Source organism: Nostocoides jenkinsii Ben 74 (assembly GCF_001046875.1).
Taxonomy (GTDB): Bacteria; Actinomycetota; Actinomycetes; order Actinomycetales; family Dermatophilaceae; genus Nostocoides_A; species Nostocoides_A jenkinsii.
Map to the genome: position 1 here is coordinate 222,872 of NZ_HF571038.1, position 21,337 is coordinate 244,208.

19 protein-coding genes and 1 tRNA gene are annotated in these 21,337 nt (G+C 69.0%); 4 read left to right on the plus strand and 16 right to left on the minus strand.

The features are described from left to right. Positions 1-11 precede the first annotated feature (11 nt). Positions 12-638 (plus strand): histidine phosphatase family protein, encoded by a 627-nt coding sequence (locus tag BN13_RS01040; protein ID WP_048543709.1) that lies wholly within the window; start codon positions 12-14, stop codon positions 636-638. Positions 639-677: 39 nt separating this feature from the next. Here BN13_RS01040 and BN13_RS01045 read toward each other — a convergent pair whose 3' ends face one another. Then, a complete protein-coding gene (locus BN13_RS01045; RefSeq protein WP_157038367.1) occupies positions 678-2,156 on the minus strand; it encodes a glutamate--cysteine ligase family protein in 1,479 nt (492 codons plus the stop codon). 115 nt (positions 2,157-2,271) lie between these two features. Here BN13_RS01045 and BN13_RS01050 point away from each other — a divergent pair, with 115 nt between their 5' ends. Both BN13_RS01050 and BN13_RS01055 read left to right on the plus strand, forming a co-directional pair. Beyond that, the gene (locus BN13_RS01050) at positions 2,272-3,444 is read left to right on the plus strand and encodes an exonuclease SbcCD subunit D (RefSeq protein WP_048543711.1); all 1,173 of its coding nucleotides are present in this window, start codon (positions 2,272-2,274) and stop codon (positions 3,442-3,444) included. Continuing rightward, a complete protein-coding gene (locus BN13_RS01055) occupies positions 3,441-6,653 on the plus strand; it encodes an AAA family ATPase (RefSeq protein ID WP_084733485.1) in 3,213 nt (1,070 codons plus the stop codon). The genes BN13_RS01050 and BN13_RS01055 overlap by 4 nt, the downstream gene beginning before the upstream one ends. A 65-nt stretch (positions 6,654-6,718) precedes the next feature. On the opposite strand, the gene gcvP is transcribed toward BN13_RS01055, so the two are convergent. The 10 genes from gcvP to BN13_RS01105 form a co-directional block, all read right to left on the minus strand. Next, the gene (gene gcvP, locus BN13_RS01060; RefSeq protein ID WP_048548689.1) at positions 6,719-9,589 is read right to left on the minus strand and encodes an aminomethyl-transferring glycine dehydrogenase; all 2,871 of its coding nucleotides are present in this window, start codon (positions 9,587-9,589) and stop codon (positions 6,719-6,721) included. Between the two features lie 40 nt (positions 9,590-9,629). Further along, on the minus strand, positions 9,630-10,205 hold the full coding sequence (locus tag BN13_RS01065; RefSeq protein ID WP_048543715.1) for a MerR family transcriptional regulator: 576 nt from the start codon (positions 10,203-10,205) through the stop codon (positions 9,630-9,632). Between the two features lie 183 nt (positions 10,206-10,388). Then, entirely contained in the window at positions 10,389-10,850 is a 462-nt protein-coding gene (locus BN13_RS01070) for a bifunctional nuclease family protein (RefSeq protein WP_048548691.1), read from the minus strand. A 35-nt stretch (positions 10,851-10,885) separates the two neighbouring features. Continuing rightward, on the minus strand, positions 10,886-11,575 hold the full coding sequence (gene ftsR, locus BN13_RS01075) for a transcriptional regulator FtsR (protein WP_048543718.1): 690 nt from the start codon (positions 11,573-11,575) through the stop codon (positions 10,886-10,888). Between the two features lie 9 nt (positions 11,576-11,584). Next, positions 11,585-12,052 carry an FHA domain-containing protein gene (locus BN13_RS01080; RefSeq protein WP_084733486.1) on the minus strand — a complete coding sequence of 156 codons (468 nt, stop codon included), beginning with the start codon at positions 12,050-12,052 and terminating at the stop codon, positions 11,585-11,587. 43 nt (positions 12,053-12,095) lie between these two features. After that, a complete protein-coding gene (gene gcvH, locus BN13_RS01085; protein WP_048543722.1) occupies positions 12,096-12,485 on the minus strand; it encodes a glycine cleavage system protein GcvH in 390 nt (129 codons plus the stop codon). A gap of 73 nt (positions 12,486-12,558) precedes the next feature. Beyond that, positions 12,559-13,320: a DUF881 domain-containing protein gene (locus BN13_RS01090; protein ID WP_048543725.1), complete on the minus strand. Its 762-nt coding sequence runs from the start codon at positions 13,318-13,320 to the stop codon at positions 12,559-12,561. A 12-nt stretch (positions 13,321-13,332) separates the two neighbouring features. Then, positions 13,333-13,665: a small basic family protein gene (locus BN13_RS01095; protein ID WP_048543727.1), complete on the minus strand. Its 333-nt coding sequence runs from the start codon at positions 13,663-13,665 to the stop codon at positions 13,333-13,335. After that, on the minus strand, positions 13,662-14,495 hold the full coding sequence (locus BN13_RS01100) for a DUF881 domain-containing protein (protein ID WP_048543731.1): 834 nt from the start codon (positions 14,493-14,495) through the stop codon (positions 13,662-13,664). The genes BN13_RS01095 and BN13_RS01100 overlap by 4 nt, the downstream gene beginning before the upstream one ends. Next, a complete protein-coding gene (locus BN13_RS01105; RefSeq protein WP_053079681.1) occupies positions 14,492-15,097 on the minus strand; it encodes a CDP-alcohol phosphatidyltransferase family protein in 606 nt (201 codons plus the stop codon). Before BN13_RS01105 ends, BN13_RS01100 begins: the two co-directional genes overlap by 4 nt. Positions 15,098-15,145: 48 nt before the next feature. On the opposite strand from BN13_RS01105, the gene BN13_RS01110 reads away from it, so the two are divergent. Further along, entirely contained in the window at positions 15,146-16,282 is a 1,137-nt protein-coding gene (locus BN13_RS01110; RefSeq protein WP_048543733.1) for a MalY/PatB family protein, read from the plus strand. Between the two features lie 53 nt (positions 16,283-16,335). On the opposite strand, the gene BN13_RS01115 is transcribed toward BN13_RS01110, so the two are convergent. The 5 genes from BN13_RS01115 to BN13_RS01135 all read right to left on the minus strand — a co-directional run bounded on the left by BN13_RS01115 (position 16,336) and on the right by BN13_RS01135 (position 21,333). After that, complete coding sequence (locus tag BN13_RS01115) at positions 16,336-17,361, minus strand: chymotrypsin family serine protease (protein ID WP_048548697.1); 1,026 nt, start codon at positions 17,359-17,361, stop codon at positions 16,336-16,338. 287 nt (positions 17,362-17,648) lie between these two features. Then, positions 17,649-17,722, minus strand: a tRNA-Pro gene (locus BN13_RS01120). A 116-nt stretch (positions 17,723-17,838) separates the two neighbouring features. After that, the gene (gene der, locus BN13_RS01125) at positions 17,839-19,287 is read right to left on the minus strand and encodes a ribosome biogenesis GTPase Der (protein ID WP_048543736.1); all 1,449 of its coding nucleotides are present in this window, start codon (positions 19,285-19,287) and stop codon (positions 17,839-17,841) included. Between the two features lie 62 nt (positions 19,288-19,349). Next, positions 19,350-20,084, minus strand: a complete 735-nt coding sequence (cmk, locus tag BN13_RS01130; RefSeq protein WP_048543737.1) for a (d)CMP kinase — start codon at positions 20,082-20,084, stop codon at positions 19,350-19,352. A 31-nt stretch (positions 20,085-20,115) separates the two neighbouring features. Next, on the minus strand, positions 20,116-21,333 hold the full coding sequence (locus BN13_RS01135; RefSeq protein ID WP_048543739.1) for a prephenate dehydrogenase: 1,218 nt from the start codon (positions 21,331-21,333) through the stop codon (positions 20,116-20,118). Positions 21,334-21,337: the final 4 nt, after the last annotated feature.

Below are 21,337 nucleotides of genomic sequence, written 5' to 3' on the forward strand. Positions count from 1 at the left end.
CGCTGAGGGGCATGACTGACAGCCCGTCCGTTCCTGCCCCTCCGGCCGGCCAACTTGTCTTGCTGCGCCATGGCGAGACCGAGTGGTCGAAGTCCGGTCAGCACACCGGTCGGACGGACCTGCCGCTCACGGCGCGCGGCGAGGAACTCGCCCGGGCGGCCGGGTCGCTGCTGACCGGCCACACCTTCGCGCTGCAGTTGGTCTCGCCCCTGCAACGCGCGCGGCATACGGCCGAACTTGCCGGGCTGAGCCCGCAGGTCGACGACAATCTGCTCGAGTGGGATTACGGGGCGTATGAGGGATTGACGACTGCCGAGATCCGGTCCCGTCTCGGTCATCCCTGGTCGGTGTTCAACGACGGCGTCGTCCCTGGGGACACCCCGGGCGAGACCGTCGAGGAGGTGGCGGCGCGCGCGTCCCGAGTGCTGCAGCGGGTCCTGCCGGCGCTCGCGCACGGGGATGTGGTGCTGGTCGGCCACGGTCACGCGTTGCGCATCCTGACGACGGTCTTCGTGCGCACCGAAGTGCGCTTCGCCGAGCAACTCCTGCTGGACGCGGGCTCGGTCAGCGTTCTGCAGTTCTATCGGGAGACGCCCGCCATCCGCACGTGGAACCGCCTTCCGGCGTTGCCGCAGTAGCCCGCCACCGCCTCCGGCCCCGTCGCTAGCCCGTCGCGGTCACAAGGGCCAGGTGTGGACCGGCTCGTTGGTGTGCATATTCGCGGTGTACTCGGCCAGCATGCGCTTCAAGGCGGTCGGCCGGTCGGCGCCGGCCTCTTCGAGGTCGCGGACGCGCCGGCTCTGCCAGACCGCCCCGTTGACGCCGCTCTTGCAGCGTCCCTCGATGACCGCCAGATAGCGGTCGCGGACGCTCGCCGCGACGCCCCAGTCGGTCAAGCCTTGGTATGCCAGCGGCAGCAGGTGCCGGAGCACGAGTTCGTCCGCGCCGACCTCGCCGTAGCCGGGCCAATAGACCCGGGCCTCGATGCCGTCGCGGGCGCAGCGATTGAAATTGTCCTCGGCCGCGGCGAAACTCATCTTCGTCCAGATCGGCCGGTCCTCGGCGGCGAGAACGCGGACGACCCCGTAATAGAAGGCGGCATTGGCCATCACGTCGAGGATGCTCGGTCCGGCCGGCAAGACGCGGTTCTCGACGCGCAGATGGGGCTTGCCGCCGACCACGTCATAGATCGGCCGGTTCCAGCGATAGATGGTGCCATTGTGCAGGCGGAGTTCGGGCAGGTGCGGTGCCTCGCCTCGCTCCAGCATCGCCGACGGGTCCTCGTCGGTGCATTCGGCGAGCAGCGAGGGGAAGTAGCGGACATTCTCCTCGAACAGATCGAAGATCGAGGTGATCCAGCGCTCGCCGAAGAAGACGCGCGGCCGGACGCCCTGGTTCTTCAGTTCGATCGCCCGAGTGTCGGTGGCCTGCTTGAACAATTCGATCCGCGTCTCGGCATGCAGTCGCTTGCCGAAGAAGAAGGGGGAGTTGGCGGCGAGCGCAAGTTGCGGGCCGACGATGGCCTGGGCGGCGTTCCAATGGGCGGCGAAGTCCTGCGGCGTCACCTGTAGGTGCAATTGCACCGACGTGCACGCCGACTCCGGCGCGATGGTGTCGCTATAGGTCGAGATTCGCTCCCCGCCGGGTCCGTCGATGTCGAGGTAGATGTCCTCGCCGCGGGCGAAGAAGATGGAGTCGTTCAGCGCGGCATACCGATTGTTGGGAGTGATCCACTCCCCCTCGAAATGCTCCGGCATGATCGTGGGGAGAATGCCGATCTGGACAATCTTGGCGCCGGCCTGGTTGGCCTTGGCCTCCGCGTTGTTGAGGGCCTGGCGCAGATCTGCTTCGAGGTCGATGGCCGCGACGCCGGGCAGGGGCCGTGGCTTGACGTTCATCTCGATGTTGTATTTCGCCAACTCCGTCTGGAAGTCGGCATCGGCGATCGCCTCGAGCACCTCGGTGTTGGCGAACTTCGGCTGGTAGTCGTCGTCGACCAGGTTGAGCTCGATCTCCATCCCCGTCATGGGTCGCTCGAACTCGAAGTTGCTATTGGCCAGCATGCGCTCGAACACATCGAGGTCCTGACGGACCTTCTCGCGATAGCGCTGACGCTCTTCGCGCGTATAACTCTTGGCCTCGACTTCTGCTCCCACGCGCACACCCAACCACAGCTCTGGCCGTTGGTGCCAGATATGGCTCACCAGGTGGGTTGACGGCGCACCGAGCGAGATCCGGGGGGCTGTCGGTGGGCTCTCCTAGATTGCCGGTATGCGGTTGATCCACACCTCCGACTGGCACCTGGGCCGGACGTTCAAGAACGTCGGGATGCTCGGGGTGCAGGAGCGTGCGTTGGATCATTTGGTCTCCGTGGTCGCGTCGGAGCGGGTCGACGCGGTGCTGGTTTCCGGGGATATCTATGACCGCGCCGTGCCCGCCCCGGACGCGGTCGCGTTGCTGTCCGAGACCTTGGAGCGCCTGGTCGACTCCGGAACCCAGGTCGTGCTCAGTTCCGGCAACCACGACTCGGCCACCCGGCTGGGCTTCGCGGCGGGGCTGCTCCGGCGGGCTGGGGTGCACATCGCCAGTGGGATCGCCGACGTGGGGCGCCTGATCCGGATCGGTGACGTGGACGTGGCCCCGATCCCCTATCTCGATCCGATCGTGACGGCGGATGCCCTCGGTGCCTCGGAGCGCACGCACGCCGCCGTGCTCGGCGCGGCGATGGACCGGATTCGCGCCGCAGACTCCGGGGCGCCGTTGGTCGTGATGGCCCATGCGGTCGTGACGGGCGGCGATTCGTGCGCGTCGGAGCGTGACATCAGCACCGGGGGGTTGTCCGCCGTGCCCGCCGCCACCTTCGCCCCGGCGACGTATGCCGCGCTCGGTCACCTCCACGGCGCTCAGCGCCTTGGGGAGGTGGTCCATTACAGCGGCTCGCCCGTGGCGATGTCGTTCGGGGAGGCACGGCATACCAAGAGTTGGTCGGTGGTCGAGATCGAGGCCGGCTCGGCGCCGCGGGTGGAGCGCATTCCGGTCCCGGTCCAGCGCGCGCTGCGGCTGCTGCGGGGGCGGATTGACGACCTGCTCGGTGACGCACGCTTCGCTGATGCGCAGGAGGCGTGGTGCTCCGTCGTGCTCACCGATGCGGTGCGGCCGCTGGGAGCCATGGAGCGGTTGCGCTCGCGCTTCCCGCACACGATCGAGTTGGCGTTCGAGCCCGAGGGCGTTCTCCCGATCAAGCGCAGCTATGCGTCGCGGGTGCGTGGACGCGCCGAGCTCGACATCTGCTGTGACTTCGTCGAGCACGTCCGAGGTGGGGCGGGCGCGGATGACGGCGAGCGGCGCCTGTTGCGCACGGCTCTGGAGCGCTCTCGGTCGGCGCGCGCGGTGCGGGAGGACGAGGGCGCGGTCCGGGAGCTGCCGACGGGCGTGAGCGCATGAGGGTGCATCGCCTGACGATGACGGCCTTCGGGCCGTTCGCCGACACCCATACGGTCGACTTCGACGAATTGGGTGCGCAGGGGCTGTTCCTGGTCCACGGACCGACGGGGGCGGGCAAGACCAGCGTGCTCGATGCCTTGTGCTTCGCGCTCTTCGCCGACGTGCCTGGTTCTCGATCGCACCGTGGAGTCCGCTGCGACTTGTCGCCTCCCGACCGCGCCACGAGCGTGGAGTTGGAGTTCACTGCGTCCGGTCGCCGTTTGCGCATCGTGCGCCTTCCGGAGCAAGTCCGGCCGAAGCTCCGTGGCTCGGGCACGAGGCGAACGCCCGCGAGTGTGGTGGTCCACGAATTGCGATCCGGCCGGTGGGAGGCCCGCTCCACGCGGCTGGACGAGGCCGCGGACGTCATCAACGACGTGATTGGGATGGGGCTCGCCCAGTTCCAGCGCATCGCGCTGCTGCCTCAGGGTGGGTTCGCCACCTTCCTGCGCGCCGACGCGCGCGACCGGCATGCGTTGCTGACGGCGCTCTTCGATGTGACGGCCTTCGAGGATGTGGAGACATGGCTTGCCGACCAGCGACGCGCCAGCGCCGGCCGCCTGGCAACGGCCGAGCAGGAGTTGGCCTTCGGCGTGCGGGCGCTGGGCGATCTCCTCGTCGGGCAGCCGCCCATCCCGGCCGCGATGGCGGACGAGCCGCCACCGTGGCCTACGGACCCCGCCCAGGATCCGGCGGTGTGGGCGGGCGGCGTCCCGGCCCTGCGGTCGTGGCTGGATCGGGCGCAGACGGCAGCGGTCAACGAACAAGAGCGCGCCCGGACGGCCTCTGAGTCCGCCCGGGACGCCGTTGCTGCGGCGGCGCAGCTCCAGCGGTCACGGGAGCGGGGCCTTCGGGCGCGGGTGGAGGCCGCGGCGGTCGAGGACGCTGGGGCGTCGGTCGAGACCCTCCGTCGGGAGCGGGACGCGGCGCTGAAGGCGGGCGACGTGCGGGGCGAGATTCTGGCCGCTCAGCGCGCCGAGACCGCGCACCGGGACCTCCAAGCACAGTTCGCGGATGCCGCCTTGGCGTTGGCGGGAGCCGTGCCCGACGATCGCGCCAGAGACTGGTTCGCGAGTGGTGGCACTGCCGGTGCGGGCGCCTCTGGCGCGGTGATGTCGACCTGCCAGGAATTGCGGCGCACGCTGTCGGCCGGTTCCGCCGAACTCGCCGACCTTCCGAGCGTTGCGGGCCGGTTGGCCGGGGCTGCGTCGGTGCTGGCGGGTCACAATCGGGCGCAAGCGGCGGCGCAGACGGCGATCGACGATGCCAATCAACGATTGGAGAAGCTTCGCGAGCGTCAGCGCAAGATCAAGGCTGCGCTGGCGGACTGCGCGGCGCTCGCCGGCGCCGCCTCCGCGCGTCAGGTGGAGCATGACCGGTGTCGGTCGGCCGTCCAACTGCGCACTCAGTGCGCAGTCCTCGACGAGCAACTGCGTGGCGCTGACCAGCACACTCGGCTCTTGGAGCGTCAGGAACTCGACGCCCGGGCCGCCGTGCTCACGTTGGACGAGGCTCGCTTGGCCGACTTGGCCGCCGAATTGGCTGGTGGTCTCGTGCCGGACGCGCCGTGCCCCGTGTGCGGCTCGGAGGTGCACCCTTCCCCGGCACCCACAGCGGGGGGTTGGTCTCCGACGGCCCTCGCCGACGCCAAGAAGGCCGCCACGATGGCCACCGCCGCCCTCGCTGACGCGAAGGCCGAGGCAAGCGCGCTCTCGGCCCGCCGAGAGGTGGCGCACGCACGGTTAGCGGAGTTGCGCTGCGCGGATTTGTCCGCGGATGAGCTACAGAAGTCGCTGGAGTCGAGCCGGTTGGCGCTCGCCGCCGCCCGTGATGCCGAGGTCCAGCTGCTCCGCCTCACTGCTGAGCACGACGACGTCACGGTCACGATCGAGCAGGTCCGCCGGGACGAGACCGACGCGCACGTGGCGTTCGAAGTCTCGACTGCCGCTCTCGCGGCGGTGCGGCGCGACGTCCAGCAGGCGGTGACGGGTGGGCTGGGGGCGGTGGCGCGGCATACGACGGCGTGCTTGTGCGGTCAAGCCTCGACAGGCGAAGCCGGTGGAGCGGGGGAACTCGATCGTGCACGATCGTCGGACGACCCCTCGATCGACGAACTGGTGGCCGCGGCCACCCACCTCACGAGCGTGATCCAGGCGACGCAGCGGCAGCACGCCCGACTGGCCACCGAGGTCGAGTCCATCGCCGGCTTGGCGGAGCGGCTCGTCACGGCCGCCGAGGAGATGGGCCGGGCGCAGGCGGCGGTGGCACAGGCCCTGACGGGCAGCGCGTTCAGCACCGCGGAAGCCGCGATGGCCGCCTGGCGCAGTGAGTCCCTCCTGAGCGACCTCAGCGCGCGCATCGAGGACCACGAGCGCCGCGGCGCCGCAGCCCACGTGACCCTGGCGGAGCCCGAGGTCATCGCGGCCCTCGCCGCCGATCCGCCGGATGTCGCCGGCCTCGCAAAGCTCGCCGAAGCGGCGGAGCAGCGGGCAGTGCAGGCGGCCCGTATGCGTCACGGACTCGAACGCACCACGACGATGGCGTTGAGCCTGCTCGCGGGCATCGACAAGGCCGCGCGCGAGACCCTGACGCGCCGGGAGGAGCACCTCGCCGTTGCGGCCCTGGCCGACCTGGCTGCGGGGACGTCCCCGGAGAACACCCTGCGGATGCGGCTGTCCACGTTCGTCCTCGCGGCTCGGCTCGAACGCGTGGTCGAGCTGGCCAACGAGCGCCTTGCCCGGATGGGCGACGGCCGGTTCGCCCTCATTCACGACGATTCGCTGGCCCGCGGCGGGGCCCGTAGCGGCCTCGGGCTCCTCGTGCGCGACGAATGGTCGGGGACAACGCGCGCCCCCACCACCCTCTCCGGCGGGGAGTCGTTCATGGCCTCGCTAGCCCTCGCGCTCGGCCTCGCCGATGTGCTTCGCGAGAGTGTCGGCGGCGTCGAGTTGGAGACGCTGTTCATCGACGAGGGCTTCGGCAGCCTCGACGAAGTCAGCCTCGACGACGTCCTCGGGGTGCTGGATGAGTTGCGCGATGGGGGCCGAGCCGTCGGCGTGGTGAGTCACCTGGCGGAGCTACGGGACCGCATCCCCACCCGCCTGGCCGTGGGCAAGGCGAGCACCGGTTCCACCGTCACGCAGCATCTCGCGGCCTCGGTCTCGGCCTGACACCGCCGCGTCGTCTGCGGACCCGGCCGCTAGACGCGAGGATCGGGCGTGCGGATCGCCTGGCGCTACTCGAAGGCCTCGGGCGGTGGGCAGCTGCACACGAGGTTGCGATCGCCATACGCACCATCGATGCGGGCGACCGGCGGCCAGTATTTCGCCACGTGCAGCCCCTGTGGGAAGCACGCCGTCGCGCGGTCGTAGGGGTGCTCCCACTCCCCCACGAGCGACTGAGCCGTATGTGGCGCATGCCGCAGCACGCTGTCGGCGACCGCGACCTTGCCGTCGAGAACGGCCTGGATCTCCGCGCGAATCGCCACCATCGCGTCGCAGAAGCGATCGATCTCGCCCAGATCCTCGCTCTCGGTCGGCTCGACCATCAGCGTGCCGGCCACCGGGAAGGACATGGTCGGCGCGTGGAAGCCGTAGTCGATCAACCGCTTGGCGACATCGTCGACCGTCACGCCACTGAGCTTGGTGAGTTCACGCAGGTCGAGGATGCACTCGTGGGCGACGAGTCCGGAGGCGCCGGTGTAGAGCACCGGATAGTGCTCACCCAACCGGGCCGCGATGTAGTTGGCGTTGAGGATGGCCGTCTTGGTGGCCTGGGTCAGGCCATCCCCACCCATGAGACGGATATAGGCCCACGAGATCGGCAGGATGCCCGCCGATCCATAGGGCGCCGCCGAGACGGCGGCACCAGCGCGTCCCCGCTGGCCGCTGCGCGGCAGGAACGGCTCAAGATGAGCACGCACCCCGATCGGCCCGACGCCGGGCCCGCCACCGCCGTGCGGGATGCAGAAGGTCTTGTGCAGGTTCAGGTGCGAGACGTCCGAGCCGAACTTGCCCGGCTGCGCCAGGCCGACCAGGGCGTTGAGGTTGGCCCCGTCGACATAGACCTGCCCACCCGCGTCGTGCACCATCGCGCAGAGCTCGGCGATGGTGTCCTCATAGACCCCGTGGGTCGAGGGATAGGTGACCATGATGGCCGCGAGGTTGTCGCCGTGCTGGGCGAGCTTGTCCTTCAGGTCCACCATGTCGATATCGCCGCCGGGAGCGGTGCCGACGACCACGACCTTCATCCCCGCCATGACGGCGCTCGCGGCGTTGGTGCCATGTGCGCTCTGCGGGATGAGGCAGACCGTGCGGTGATCGTCGCCGCGAGAGCGGTGGTAGCCACGGATGGCCAGCAGGCCGGCGAGCTCCCCCTGCGATCCCGCGTTCGGTTGCACCGACACGGCGTCATAGCCGGTGATCTCGCAGAGCCAGCCCTCCAGTTCGGCGATGAGCGCGGCATACCCCTGGCTTTGATCCGACGGCGCGAAGGGGTGGATGTCGGTGAACTCGGGCCAGGTGACGGCCGCCATCTCGGTGGTGGCATTGAGCTTCATGGTGCAGGAGCCGAGCGGAATCATTCCGCGGTCGAGGGCGAAGTCCTTGTCGGCCAGACTGCGCAGATAGCGAAGCATCTGGGTCTCCGAGTGGTGCGCGTTGAACACCGGGTGGGAGAGGAACTCGGACGTGCGCGCGAAATCAGCCGGAATGCCGCTGTCCGACGGCTCGCCACTCGTGCAGCCGAACGCCGCGAGCAGGTCGGTGACATCCGTAGCAGTGGTGGTCTCGTCGACGCTGATCCCGATCCACTCGCTGTCGATCCGGCGGACATTGATGCCGCGCTCCAGCGCCGCGGCGACATAGGGGCCGCACCGCTCGCCCACCTCGACCGTGAGGGTGTCGAAAAACCGGTCACTCGGCAGGTTGAACCCGCCAGCTCGGAGCGCCGCCGCGATGGTTTCGGCGTGCCCGTGCACCCGCGCCGCGATGGCGCGCAGGCCGTCGGGGCCGTGATACACGGCATACATCGACGCCATGACGGCCAGCAGAACCTGGGCGGTGCAGATGTTGGAGGTCGCCTTCTCGCGGCGGATGTGCTGCTCGCGCGTCTGGAGGGCAAGGCGGTATGCCGGGTAGCCCACGGCATCGACGGACACGCCGACCAGGCGCCCGGGCATCGTCCGCTCCAGGCCCTTGCGAACGCTCATGAAGCCCGCGTGCGGCCCGCCGAACATCATGGGCACACCGAAGCGCTGCGCCGATCCGACGGCGATATCGGCTCCCCACTCCCCCGGTGGCGTGATCAGGGTCAGCGCGAGCAGGTCCGTCGCGGCGGTGACGAGCGCGCCCATCTCGTGGACGGCCGCGGCCAGGCCCGACCAGTCCCGCAGCAAGCCCAGCCCGTCGGGGTACTGGACGATGACTCCGAAGACCTCGGCTCCGCCGGCGGCGGTCCGCAGGTCCTCGACACTGGCCGCGTCGTTCAGGTCGGCCTCGATGACGGGTATGCCGATCGGCTCGGCACGGGTGTGGATCACGGCCTTGGTCTGCGCGAAGACGTCGGTGTCCACCAGGAGCACCGAGCCTGCCTTCGCCCGCGTCGAGCGGTGCATCAAGGTCATCGCCTCGGCTGCCGCAGTGGCCTCGTCGAGCAGGGAGGACCCGGCGATGTCGAGCCCGGTCAGGTCGGTGACCATCGTCTGGAAGTTGACGAGTGCCTCCAGCCGGCCCTGGGAGATCTCCGGCTGATAGGGCGTGTAGGCGGTGTACCAGGCGGGGTTCTCCAGCACATTGCGCCCGATGACGCCCGGGGTGATCGTGCCGTAGTAGCCCTGCCCGAGCATGCTGGTGACGACCTTGTTGGCCGCGGCATAGCCGCGCAGTTGCTCCAGGACGGCCGCCTCGGACTCGGCAGCCTCGATGGCCAGTGGCGCCGTGCTCCGGATCGAGGCCGGTATGGCCGTGTCGGTCAACTCCGCCAAGCTCGCCTTGGCAACCCGCTGCAGCATGACCGCGATATCCGCCTCGCGTGGCCCGATATGCCGGGCGACAAAGGGCGAGAAAGAGGTGGCCACGGATACTCCTTCGGTCGTGGACGACAGCATCGTCAACATACCGAAAGCACGGGCCACGCGGGCGTCGGGTTCAGCCGACGCGTGCGGCGCGTCGCGCTCCCAACTCATCGCCCGGGTGCAGTGGAAGGGTGTCGGAGGTCTCGCTCGGCAGCTGCGCCAGGGAGCCTTCGACCTCCTGCCAAACCTTGCCCAGAGCGATACCGAACACGCCCTGACCACCTTGAAGCAGGTCGAACATCTCGTTGGGTGAACTGCACTCGAAGACGGAGGCGCCGTCGCTGAGCAAGGTCACCTGGGCCAGGTCGTGCACCCCACGCTCCCGCAGGTGCTCGATGGCCAGGCGGATCTGGTGCAAGGACACCCCGGTGTCCAGGAGTCGCTTGACCACTTTGAGAACGAGGATGTCGCGGAAACCGTAGAGCCGCTGCGACCCCGAGCCCTTGGCGGTGCGAACGGATGGCTCCACCAACCCCGTCCGGGCCCAGTAGTCCAACTGCCGGTAGGTGATGCCGGCGGCCTTACAGGCGGTGACACCCCGGTAACCCACGTCCTCGTAGGCATTCTCCAGGTCGTCGAAGAGCACATCCTGGGTCGCCTGAACAGCGCCCGAACCAGCGCTCTCCGACGTGCTTGTCGGTGTGCTCACCGCTGCCTCCAACTAGGAATGACCGTTATGTGATTCCGACGGTAAGCCGAGCCGGGTCCCTCGTCAACGACCAAGGCTCATGTGTCCCTTTCGGCGTGTCGCGCAACATGAGTCACATACGTAACATAACCGTCAAGTTGATGTTTAATTAATTGCCTGCCGGCTACGGGCGATGCCGGCCGTTCATTCGAAGTCCTCGGGCGAAACGTGGTCGAGAAACTCCTTGAAGCGCTCCACCTCGTCGTCGGCGGTTTCGGCGATGGTGATGCCGGCGCTCTCCAGGAGCGCTTCCGGGGCGACCACCTCGGCGTTCGTGCGGATGGCAAGCGCGATCGCGTCGGACGAGCGCGAGTCCACCTCGATGCCGCCGCTAAGTTCAAGGGTCGCATGGAAGACGCCATCGGTCAGGCGGTCGATGCGCACCCGCACCAGGGCCTGGCCGAGGGCGGCCAGCAGATTGACGAGCAAGTCGTGGGTCAGCGGGCGTGGCGGCACAACGCCCTCCTGGGCGTAGGCGATCGCGGTGGCCTCGGCCGCGCCGATCCAGATCGGCAGGTGCCGCGATCCGTCGCGCTCGCGCAGGAGGACGATGGGCTGGTTCGTCGGCATCTCGACCCGGACCCCGAGCACATCCAGTGGCTTCACCACCCCACCGTAACGCCCGACCCGGTGCCCACGAGTCAGTCGCGGCGGTGCAGGGCGTCCTTCACCAGTGCCGTATGGAGCGCCAGGGCCGCGTGGGCCACATCGGCAGGCTCCGGCCGGGTCGCCGAGGCGGCGGCGTAGTCGATCAGTCCGACCTCTCGGTCGGCCGCGACCCGGAACGGTCGCAAATGGCGCGCCTCGATGCCGAAGGCGGCCAACTGCGCCGCCGCCGCTGCGATCCGAGACGACTCCCCGGGATACAGCCCGTCGTGGTCAGGGCGCAGGAGTCCGAAATCCGTGAGTTCGCTGATGAGCCGCTCGGAGGCGCTGGCGGCCGCAGCCACCTCGGCGGATGTCAACCGCGGACCGGCGCCGCCCGCGAGCGACGCCGGGCCGGGCAACTCGGGATCGAGGCTGGCCGCCGGCACGCTCGGGCGACTCGTCGTGGTGTCGGCCTCGACGGGCAAGCCTCGATCCATTGCGTCCAGGGCATCCCGGATGACCTTCAACGGCCAGAACCGGTCTCGCTGCGCGGCCAGGACGAAGCGCAGTCGCTCGACGTCGGCGGTGGTGAACTTGCGATAGCCCGACGGCGTCCGCTCCGGGGTGATCAGACCCTCGGCCTCCAAGAAGCGAATCTTCGACAACGAGACGTCCGGGAACTCCTCCTGCAGGCGCGCCAGGACTGCACCGATGCCGAGGCGGTCGGAACGAGCAGGGGTCACGACGGCCGATCAGCCCTTGGCCTGATGGAAGACCAGCCGGAACTTGCCGATCTGGACCTCATCACGGTTGTCGAGGGTGACGACATCGATCCGCTCGCGGTTGACATAGGTGCCATTGAGCGACCCGACATCGCGAACGGTGAAGCGGTCGTCCTCGCGCGAAAACACCGCGTGCTTGCGCGAGACGGTGACATCGTCGAGGAAGATGTCGCTGTCGGGGCCGCGTCCGGCCGTCACTTCGGCGTTGTCGAGCAGGAAGCGCGCGCCGGTGTTGGCGCCGCGCTGCACGATCAGCAGGGCCGTGCCGGGGCGCAATGCCTCGACCAGGCCGGCGTCCTCCCGGCTCAGCCCGATCTCGTAATCGCCCCAGTCGGCGGGCTCCGCCCCCGTCGGCGGGATGCGTTGGGTCGACGGATCGGGCCGCGACATCTCGGTCTGCGGGTCGGAGTCCCCCTGACCGTCCTCAAATACGCTCATTGCTCTCCTGCTATCGGCACCGGCGTCGGTGCAATCGGGGCGGTCAGCCGACGCTGTCCCGGTATGCCGCAGCGTCCATCAGGCTGTCTAGGTCGGCGGCGTCGGCCAGCGACATCTCGAAGCACCAGCCCTCACCGTAAGGGTCAGAGTTGATCAACTCCGGCGTGGCGTCGAGGGCCGCGTTGACGGCGGTGATCTCACCGGTGAGCGGGCTGTACAGGTCGCTCACCGACTTGGTGGATTCGATCTCGCCGCAGGCGTCGCCAGCGCTGATCGAGTCACCAACCGCGGGAGCCGTGACGAAGACCACGTCGCCGAGGGCATCCTGCGCGTATGCCGTGATGCCGACGCGCACGCGCCCGTCGCCCACAGACCTGACCCACTCGTGCTCAGCGGTGTAGCGCAGGTCGTCGGGGTAGTCGAAGTCGGACACGGAGGCTCCTTCGCAATCGGTGAGGACCCCACCCTAACCGTCCGAACGAACTCCGCGACAGCCCCGGTGGAGGTCACTTCCCCGACGGTTGCGCGGTGGCGAATCGAGGAGCTGCCGGGGTCACGGTCGCGGTGATCCTGACGGTGTCAAGGGAGGCGATAGTGGTCTCCCCACCCTTCCCGCGAACGCTCGCCACCACCCCGCCGGGGATGTCCATGGCCGTGGCGATGGTGGTGGGGTCACCGATCGCCTCGATGTCGTATGGCGCGTGGACCGTGGTCCCGGACACCGAGATGCCGTCACTCGCGTCGGTGAACCACGTCCCGGCGACAACCCGGACGGCACCGATCTGGATCGCTTCCGCGCCGGCGTCGCGCAACTCCTGGACCGCGTCCAGGATCAGGCTCGCAGGGATCTCGCCGGCCGGATCACTGATGGTGATGCGGACTCCCGGACCGGAAGCGGGCAACGTCCCGGCAAGGATGCCCAGCGTCTCGGCGCGCTCACGGGCGGCGGCGATGGCGGCGGCACTATTGGACGCGCCGCCTTCCAGGGCATCGCGGGTGCGCTCCAACTCACGCAACTCGGTGCCAAGCCGTTCGTTGTTCTGGGTGACGTCGTCGAGGACGCGCACCAGTTCATCCTCGCGCAGCGTCTCCAAGGGCTGCGCGCGCGTCGTGTGCAGTTGGGCCGCAATGGCGAAGCCGAGACCGAGGGCGAGCACGGTGACGACGGCATTGGCCCGCGAGAGGCGTGGCTTGGCCATGGCATACATCCGTCGCCAGGCGCGGGCGGCGGAAACCTGGTCCGGGTCGGGGCGGGGAGGGATCGTCATACGGCCGGTCTGTCAGGCCTTGAAGAGGTGTCGGCGGATGGAGGCGACATTGGAGAAGATCCGCACGCCAAGAACGACGACGATGCCGGTGGACAACTGCGATCCCACGCCGAGTTGATCACCCAGGAAGACGATGAAGGCGGCGACCAAGACATTGGAGAGGAACGAGACGACGAAGACCTTGTCGTCGAAGATGCCGTCGAGCACGGCGCGCACTCCCCCGAAGACCGCATCGAGGGCGGCGACGACCGCGATCGGCAGGTAGGGCAGGAGCCAGATGGGGACGTCGGGCTGCACGAGCACCCCGATCAGGATGCCGATGGCGAGGCCGAGTGCCGGGATCATGAGCCCTCCTTCTGGGGGTGGGCGTAGGTCAGAGTCAGGCTGGTTGTGCGAGGCAGGGTGACCTTGGGGGCCGTGCTGACCTCGGTCATGACCCCGTAATTGTCGCTGAGTGACGTCAGATACGAGCCGCCGGGGCCCTCCGCGAACGCCGCCGGGAGTGTCGCGGGGTCACCGATCGCGGTGATTCGGTATGGCCGTGCCAGCGGCCGGAAGTTGACGAGGATCGCGTCGCCGGCGAAGCGGATGGCCGAGCGGCCGGACAAGCGCTGGTCGTTGACCGCGATGGCCTCGGCCCCGGCGGCCCACAGGGCGTTGACGAGGAAGGCCACGTCCTTGGCCAGCACACGCCCGGTGGCCGAGCCCGTGGCGCCATCCGTCCCGGGGGCATCGTCGAGAGTGACGGTCATGCCCGGGCCGGTGACACTCTCCGCGCCGACCGCCGACCGCAGCCGGGCGAGATCACCGGCGGTGCCGGGGGCCGCGGCCAGGGCGGCTTGCTCCAATTGCGCGATGCGCGCCTCGGCGGCGGCGATGGCCTTCGTCGTCGCATCGCCATCGGCGCGGCGGTTGTCGATCCTGCTGAGCAGATCGGCCCGGACTTGGCCTTGTTGGGCGGCGTTCTGGCGCAGGGTCAGCGCCGCTGTCGCGAGGAGGAGGCCCACCACCAGACACGAGAGCAGCAGCGCGACTCTCCCCGTCGTGGTGCGGGGCGCCTGGGTGCCGGCGGCCCGCTCGCGCGCGGCCGCGGCATATCCCGGGTCGAGTGGCCGCGCCAGCATCGAGGTGAGCAGCGTCATCGAGGCGTCCGGACGCCGCGGCGGGGTGCTCATCGAGCGAACCGGAGCACCGCCGCGTGGAACCGGCGCAGCTGCACGGCATACATCAATCCGGCGACCCAGTAGAGGCCCACGCCCCACAACGCGAAGCCCCAGCCGATGGGCCGCGCCCAGTCGGCGAGCGTGCCCGAGCCTTCGCCGAGAAGCAGGCACGGGAAGGAGTAGAGCAAGTTGAAGGTCGCCGCCTTGCCCACGAAGTGCACCGGCAACTCCCGCAGGCCGTCGCGGCGGGCAAAGAGCAGCAGCACGATCATGAAGATCTCGCGCGCCACGATGACGCCGATCAGCCACCACGGGACGATCTCGCGGATGCCCAGGCCGAGGAGGGTGGCAAAGATATAGAGCCTGTCGGCGATCGGGTCGAGCACCTCCCCGAGCTTGGAGACCATGCCGAAGGTGCGCGCGATCTTGCCGTCGAGGTAGTCGGTGAACCCCGACACCATCAACAAGACCAGCGCGAGGGTGTCGTGCTTGCTGAGGATCGCCCACAAGAAGACGGGCACGCCGACCAGGCGCAGCATCGACAGGAGGTTGGGAATGGTCCACACCCGATCGACGTGCGCCGGATGCTGGCCCGAAACACCTGCTGCCGCCACGTGGGAAGCCTAAACCGGGCCACCGACAGTGGCGTACATTCCCCAGGTATGGCCGCGATCTTCGACCTCACCCTTGAGCAATTGCGTCAGCGCCAGAGCGCGAAGTGGCAGCGCTATCCGGCGGACGTCATCCCGGCCTGGGTCGCCGAAATGGATTGTGTCCCAGCCGAACCCGTCCGAGCCGCGCTCGCGGAGTTCGCCACGCTCGGTGACACCGGCTATCCCCTGCCCGGGCGCTATGTCGAGGCGTTCCGCGCTTTTGCCGGGCGGCACTGGGGGTGGGAGGTCGAGCCGACGCACTGCCTGCTCTCCCCCGACGTGATGATGGGTGTGCTGGTGGTGCTCCTTCAAGCCACCGACCCCGGCGACGCGGTGGTCATCAACGATCCCGTGTATCCACCCTTCGACGCCTTCCCCAAATTGCTGGGGCGCCGCGTCATCCGAGCGGACCTAAGCGAGGACGGTCGTCTGGACCTGGAGGCCTTGTCCGCCGCTTTTGAGGAGGCGCGCGCGGGGGGCGGGCGCGCGGCATACCTGCTCTGTAATCCACACAACCCGACCGGAGTCGCCCACACCGGGGAGGAACTCGCGACGCTCGCCGAGATTGCGGCCCGCCACGAGGTCACGGTCGTCTCGGATGAGATTCATGCCCCCTTGGTGTATGCCGAGGCCTCCTTCACCCCCTATCTCACCGTGCCGGGGGCGCGGCAGGCGTTCGCGATCCACTCCGCCGCCAAGACCTACTCGCTCGCGGCGCTAAAGGCGGGGGTGATCGTGGCGTCGCCCGATCAGGCATACCGACTGCCGGGGATGGTGAGTGGCCCGAACGCGAGTCTGTCGGGGGTCTATGCCCACGCGGCCGCGTGGGAGCACGGGGATGCGTGGTTGACGCAGTTGTTGGCGGAACTCGACGTCAATCGCCGGCTGGTCGTCGACAAACTGGCGGCGACGATTCCCGGCATCTCGGTGCGGTTGCCCGAGTCCACCTATCTGATGTGGCTCGACTGTCGTGGGTTGGGCTTGGATCGCGAGCCTTATGACGTCTTCTTGGAGGAAGCCAAGGTGGCGATGAATCCGGGGTTGACCTTCGGCGAGCGGGGCCGTGGTCACGTGCGGCTCAATATCGCGACCTCACCGGGCATTCTGACCGAGATCATCACGCGACTGGCCGGCGCCCTGGGCTGATCCCGGAAGGCGCCGGCCAATGCTCGGGGTGAGCGGTTAGCTCGCGTGCGTGGTCAGCTCGTGGCGATGGTCACGCCATACGTGGACGCGACCTTGCCCCACTTCTCCGCCCACGACATGGTGCCGCCGTTGCCGGCGATGACGTGCCCACGGATCCAGGCCTGCGTGCCGCTCTTGACATAGAACGGTGAGCCGGAGTCGCCGCCCTGGGACAGCGTGCCGCCGTTGAAGGCGACCACCGGCGACTTGCATCCGGTCTGGGTGCAGACCTGGGCGTTGACGTCGACCGCGGTGTGGCCGCAGTTCTCGCCCGTCGTCCGGCCGCTGTGGCAGTAGTTCGTGTAGCCCTGGACGGCATCGCCGGCGCCGACGACGGCAGCGCTGGACGTGCTCCACAGACCGCCGGTGAAGATGCGCGGCGAATAGGACTTGTTGTAGATGATCTCCATGTCCTTCGGGCCGTGGCCGAGGGACGCGAGCCGCCGCCAGGCCACGTAGCCGTAGTCATTGGCACCGGATTCGGTCTTGACCAGAGTCCCGTTGGCAAAGCAGTGACCTGCGGTGACCATGTAGCGCGCGGTGCCGTAGTTCACGGCATACCCCGAGGAACAGATCCCCCCGCTGGCAGCGATGCCACCGCCGCCATAGAACGGGGCGACGTCGTCCTTGCGGTTCCACTGGTCGGTGATGGTCGAGGTCGACGTGCGCACGGTCGCGCCGGCGGCGGCCCGATCGCCCGAGGTGTCGGTGAGTTTGCTGAGCACTGCGGCGGGGGCGTCGCTCAGAACGACGACGGAACCGGTCTTGGCGTCGAGGTAGCTGCCAAACGAGTATTTCGTGCCGTGCTTGGCGACATAGGAGGCAATGGCTGCCTGAACGTGCTGTTGGGCGGCGCGAGCGTTGGCAGGAGTCGTGACACGTGCCGCGGCCTCCTTGGCCAGCACGCTGGTGTCGACCTTGGTCACCGGCTTGGGCACCGGCTTGCTGTCCGACCCTTGAGCGGGAGCGCCCATGGCGAGCGATCCGAGGGCGGCCAGGCTCACGGACCCGAGCAGGGTCCGCTTGGTGATGTTGTGCATGATGGATTCCCCTCCGTCGGCCACCGCGGGGTTGCGGTGGCACGACTCAGAAGAGTCCGTATGCCGCGCCGTGATACACCGACCGGACCTCCAAACTTCTGCTAGCAGCGGTTAGTCAACTGTGGACACCTTGCAAGCTGTCCACAGTTGACTAGCTTGTGCTGAGTTGCGTGGCGCGGTGCTCAGTTGCGTGGCGCGGTGCTCAGTTGCGTGGCCCGGGGCGGGGTGGGCGGGTTGCGACGGCGAAGGGCCCCGGATCGGTGTCGATCCGGGGCCTTCGCGAGATGTCGGGCTGACAGGATTTGAACCTGCGACCCCTTGACCCCCAGTCAAGTGCGCTACCAAGCTGCGCCACAGCCCGTGGCAATGCCCCCGGGTTCCGGAGGCGGTGCAACCTTACCTCACCGTATGCCGTGCCCCCGAATCCGCCCGGCCCTCGCCGACACGGCGGCCAGGCGGGCACGCGGGCGGCCCGGCTCAGCGGGCGCGGCGCTTTTCCCGCACCCGCACCGAGACCTCGATCGGGGTCCCCTCGAAGCCGAACTCCTCGCGCAGCCGCCGCTCCAGGAAGCGGCGGTAGCCGGCCTCCAGGAACCCGGAGGCGAAGATCACGAAGCGCGGCGGGCGCGTGCCGGCCTGGGTCGCAAAAAGGATGCGCGGCTGCTTTCCCCCACGCACCGGGTGCGGGTGGGCGGCGACGACCTCGCCGAAGAAAGCGTTGAGTCGCCCCGTCGGAATCCGATAGTCCCAGGACTCCAACGACCGCTCCAAGGCCGGGACCAGCTTGTCCGTATGCCGCCCCGTCTTGGCCGAGATGTTGACTCGCGGCGCCCAGGGCACCTGAACCAACTCGCGCTCGATCTCCCGCTCCAGGTAGTAGCGGCGCTCCTCATCGAGGGTGTCCCACTTGTTGTAGGCGATCACCAGCGCCCGACCCGCGTCGATGACCTGCTGGACGACCCGGATGTCTTGCTCGCTGATCGACTCCTGGGCGTCGATGAGAACGACGGCGACCTCGGCCTTCTCCAGCGCGGTCTGGGTGCGCAGGGAGGCATAGAAGTCGGCGCCTCGCGTCTGGTGGACGCGACGGCGGATTCCCGCGGTGTCGACGAAGCGCCATACGCGCCCTCCGAGCTCGATGAGTTCGTCCACCGGATCGCGGGTCGTCCCGGCGACGTCATCGACGACGACGCGATCGGTGCCGATGAGCTTGTTGAGCAGCGAAGACTTGCCGACATTGGGCCGCCCGATCAGGGCCACGCGGCGCGGGCCGCCGGACTCGACAGGCGCCGCGACGGCCGACACCTCGGGCAGCACGTCGAGGATGGCGTCGAGCAGATCCCCGGAGCCGCGACCGTGCAACGCCGAGACGGCATGCGGCTCGCCGAGCCCGAGATTCCACAGGGCCAGGGCGTCGGCCTCTGTGCGCTCGTCATCCACCTTGTTGGCGGCCAGCACCACCGGCTTGCCGGCGCGCCGCAGCAGCTTGACGACGGCCTCGTCGTCGTCGGTCGAGCCAACCTTGGCGTCCACCACGAACACCACGACATCGGCCAGGTCGACGGCGACCTCGGCCTGCTCGGCCACCCGCAGGTGGATCCCGGTCGCGTCCACCGACCAGCCACCGGTGTCGACGATGGTGAACCGGCGACCGGACCACTCGGCCTCATACGCGACGCGATCCCGGGTGACCCCTGGGACGTCCTCCACCACAGCCTCGCGGCGACGCAAGATGCGGTTGACGAGCGAAGACTTCCCGACATTGGGTCGGCCCACGATCGCCACCACCGGAAGCGGTCCCTCGGCGGCAGCATCACCAAGCAGCGGGGCGTCGCCGTCGACGAGCGCTTGGTCCTCGTCGGTGAGTTCGAAGTCGGCCAAGCCGGCACGCAGGGCGGTCGTCAGGTCGGATTCGTCGGTGGTCACCGGATGTCCTTAGCGGAGGGGAAGGCGCGCAGCGTCATCTCGTATGCCGCGCGGCGGGCTTCCTATTGTCCCTCACCGGCGGCGCGCCCCTCGACCGCGGCGGCCAGCCGGTCGCCGACGGCGGCAACAACCGCACTCACGACAGCCGCGACGGAGCCGTCGAAGTCGAGATCGGAAGTGTCGACCAGCACGACCCCGTCAGCAGCGACGGTGAACTGCGAGACCGTTGAGTCGTCGCGGTCGCGCCGCACCACCTCGTCATGCACGGCCGCCACGGTCGCCGCATCGGACGTGCCGTGCAGCTGGGTGCTGCGCCGCGCCAGCCGGGCCTCCTCCGAGGCGGTCAACAGGATCCGCACGTCCGCGTCGGGGGCCACCACCGTGGTGATATCGCGACCCTCGGCCACCACTCCACCAAAGTCATCGGCGAGGACCTCGATCAGGTCGCGTTGTTGCTGCTGCAGGATCGCGCGGACCTGCAGGTTGGTCGCCACTGTCGACACGACCGCCGAGACTTCCGACGTGCGAATGGCCGCCGACACATCCTCCCCGTCGAGCTCGACGCTCGCATCCTGCGGATCGGCGCCGAGGCCCAGCGGCAAGTCCTCGGCGGCGCCCGCTACCGCATCCTGGTCGGCCAGATCGATCCCCGACCGGACGCACCACAACGTCAGGGCGCGATACATCGCCCCGGTGTCGAGATAACCAAAACCGAAGTGCCCGGCCACCGCCCGCGAGACGCTGGACTTGCCGGAACCGGAGGGGCCGTCGATAGCGACGACAACAGGAGCGACCATGCACGCAGGGTAGTCGGGGGCGCGCGCGGTCTCAGTCGTGGACGCGCCACCCCCGCGCCGCCAGCGTCTCGACCAACTCCCCCGCCACGCCGGGCAGGACGGAGAGTTCAAGCTGACCGAACGGCTGGCCGAGGTTGTGCTCAAGATTTAGTTCTTCCAGGTTGATGCCGGCATCGCCGACATCCTGGAACAGCCGGCCGAGCTGTCCCGGCTCGTCGGGGATCAGCACTGTCACCACGGTGTATGCCGCGGGCGCCGCCCCGTGCTTACCCGGAATTCGCGCGTGGCCGGTATTGCCCGCGGCGATCGCCTCGGCCAGTACGCGCCTCGCCCCCGGGGCGAGCGCCGAGCCCGGCTCCCCCGCACCCGCGTCGCCGGCGCCCGGCTCTCCCGCGCGCGACTCCCCCTCGCCCGGCTCACCAGCCCCTGCCTCACCAGCCCTTTCATCAAACTCGTTCTCGCTCAACGCCTCCAGCGCCTCCACAACACGCGTCAGGTCGTCGGTCAGGGCACGAAGCACCCCCACCACGGCCGGCGCGTTGCCGGCCAAGATCTGCGTCCACAGCAGCGGATCGCTCGCGGCAATGCGGGTCACATCCCGCAAGCCCTGGCCGGCGAGCCCGACGGCGTCTTCGCTGAGTTCGCTCAACCGCGCAGCAACGAGGCTGGCGGCGACCTGGGGCACATGCGAGACGGCCGCGACGGCGTTGTCATGGTCATCCGGGCTGAGCGCCCGCACGACCGCGCCGGCCGCCCCCGCGATCCCCATCACTAACGCCGCCCCGCCCACGGCGGTCTCAGCCGTTGTCGTGATCACCCACGGCCGACCCTCGAACAGGTCGATCCGCGCCGAGATCGCGCCGGACTTCTCCCGCCCGGCCATCGGGTGCCCACCCACATAGCGCTCGATCCCCGCGACCCCCCGAGCGCGCAACTGGCCCAACACGACGCGCTTCACGGACGCGACATCGGTGACGGTCGCCCGAGGCCACGTGCCCAAGGCCCCTGCGACAACATCGGCCGTGACATCGGGCGGTGTGGCGACGACCACGACCTCGGGCGCCCCCACAGCCCCACGCATCGCCCCACTTAGATCGGCCGCCAACGCCTCATGCGTCGGCGAGGCGTCCGCCACGCTCACCGAGATGCCCGCGCGCACCAGTGCCATCGCCAAGCTGGTGCCGATCAGGCCCGATCCGATGATGTGAACCCGTTGTGGCAGAACGGCATCCGGCAACCGAGAGCGCATCGAC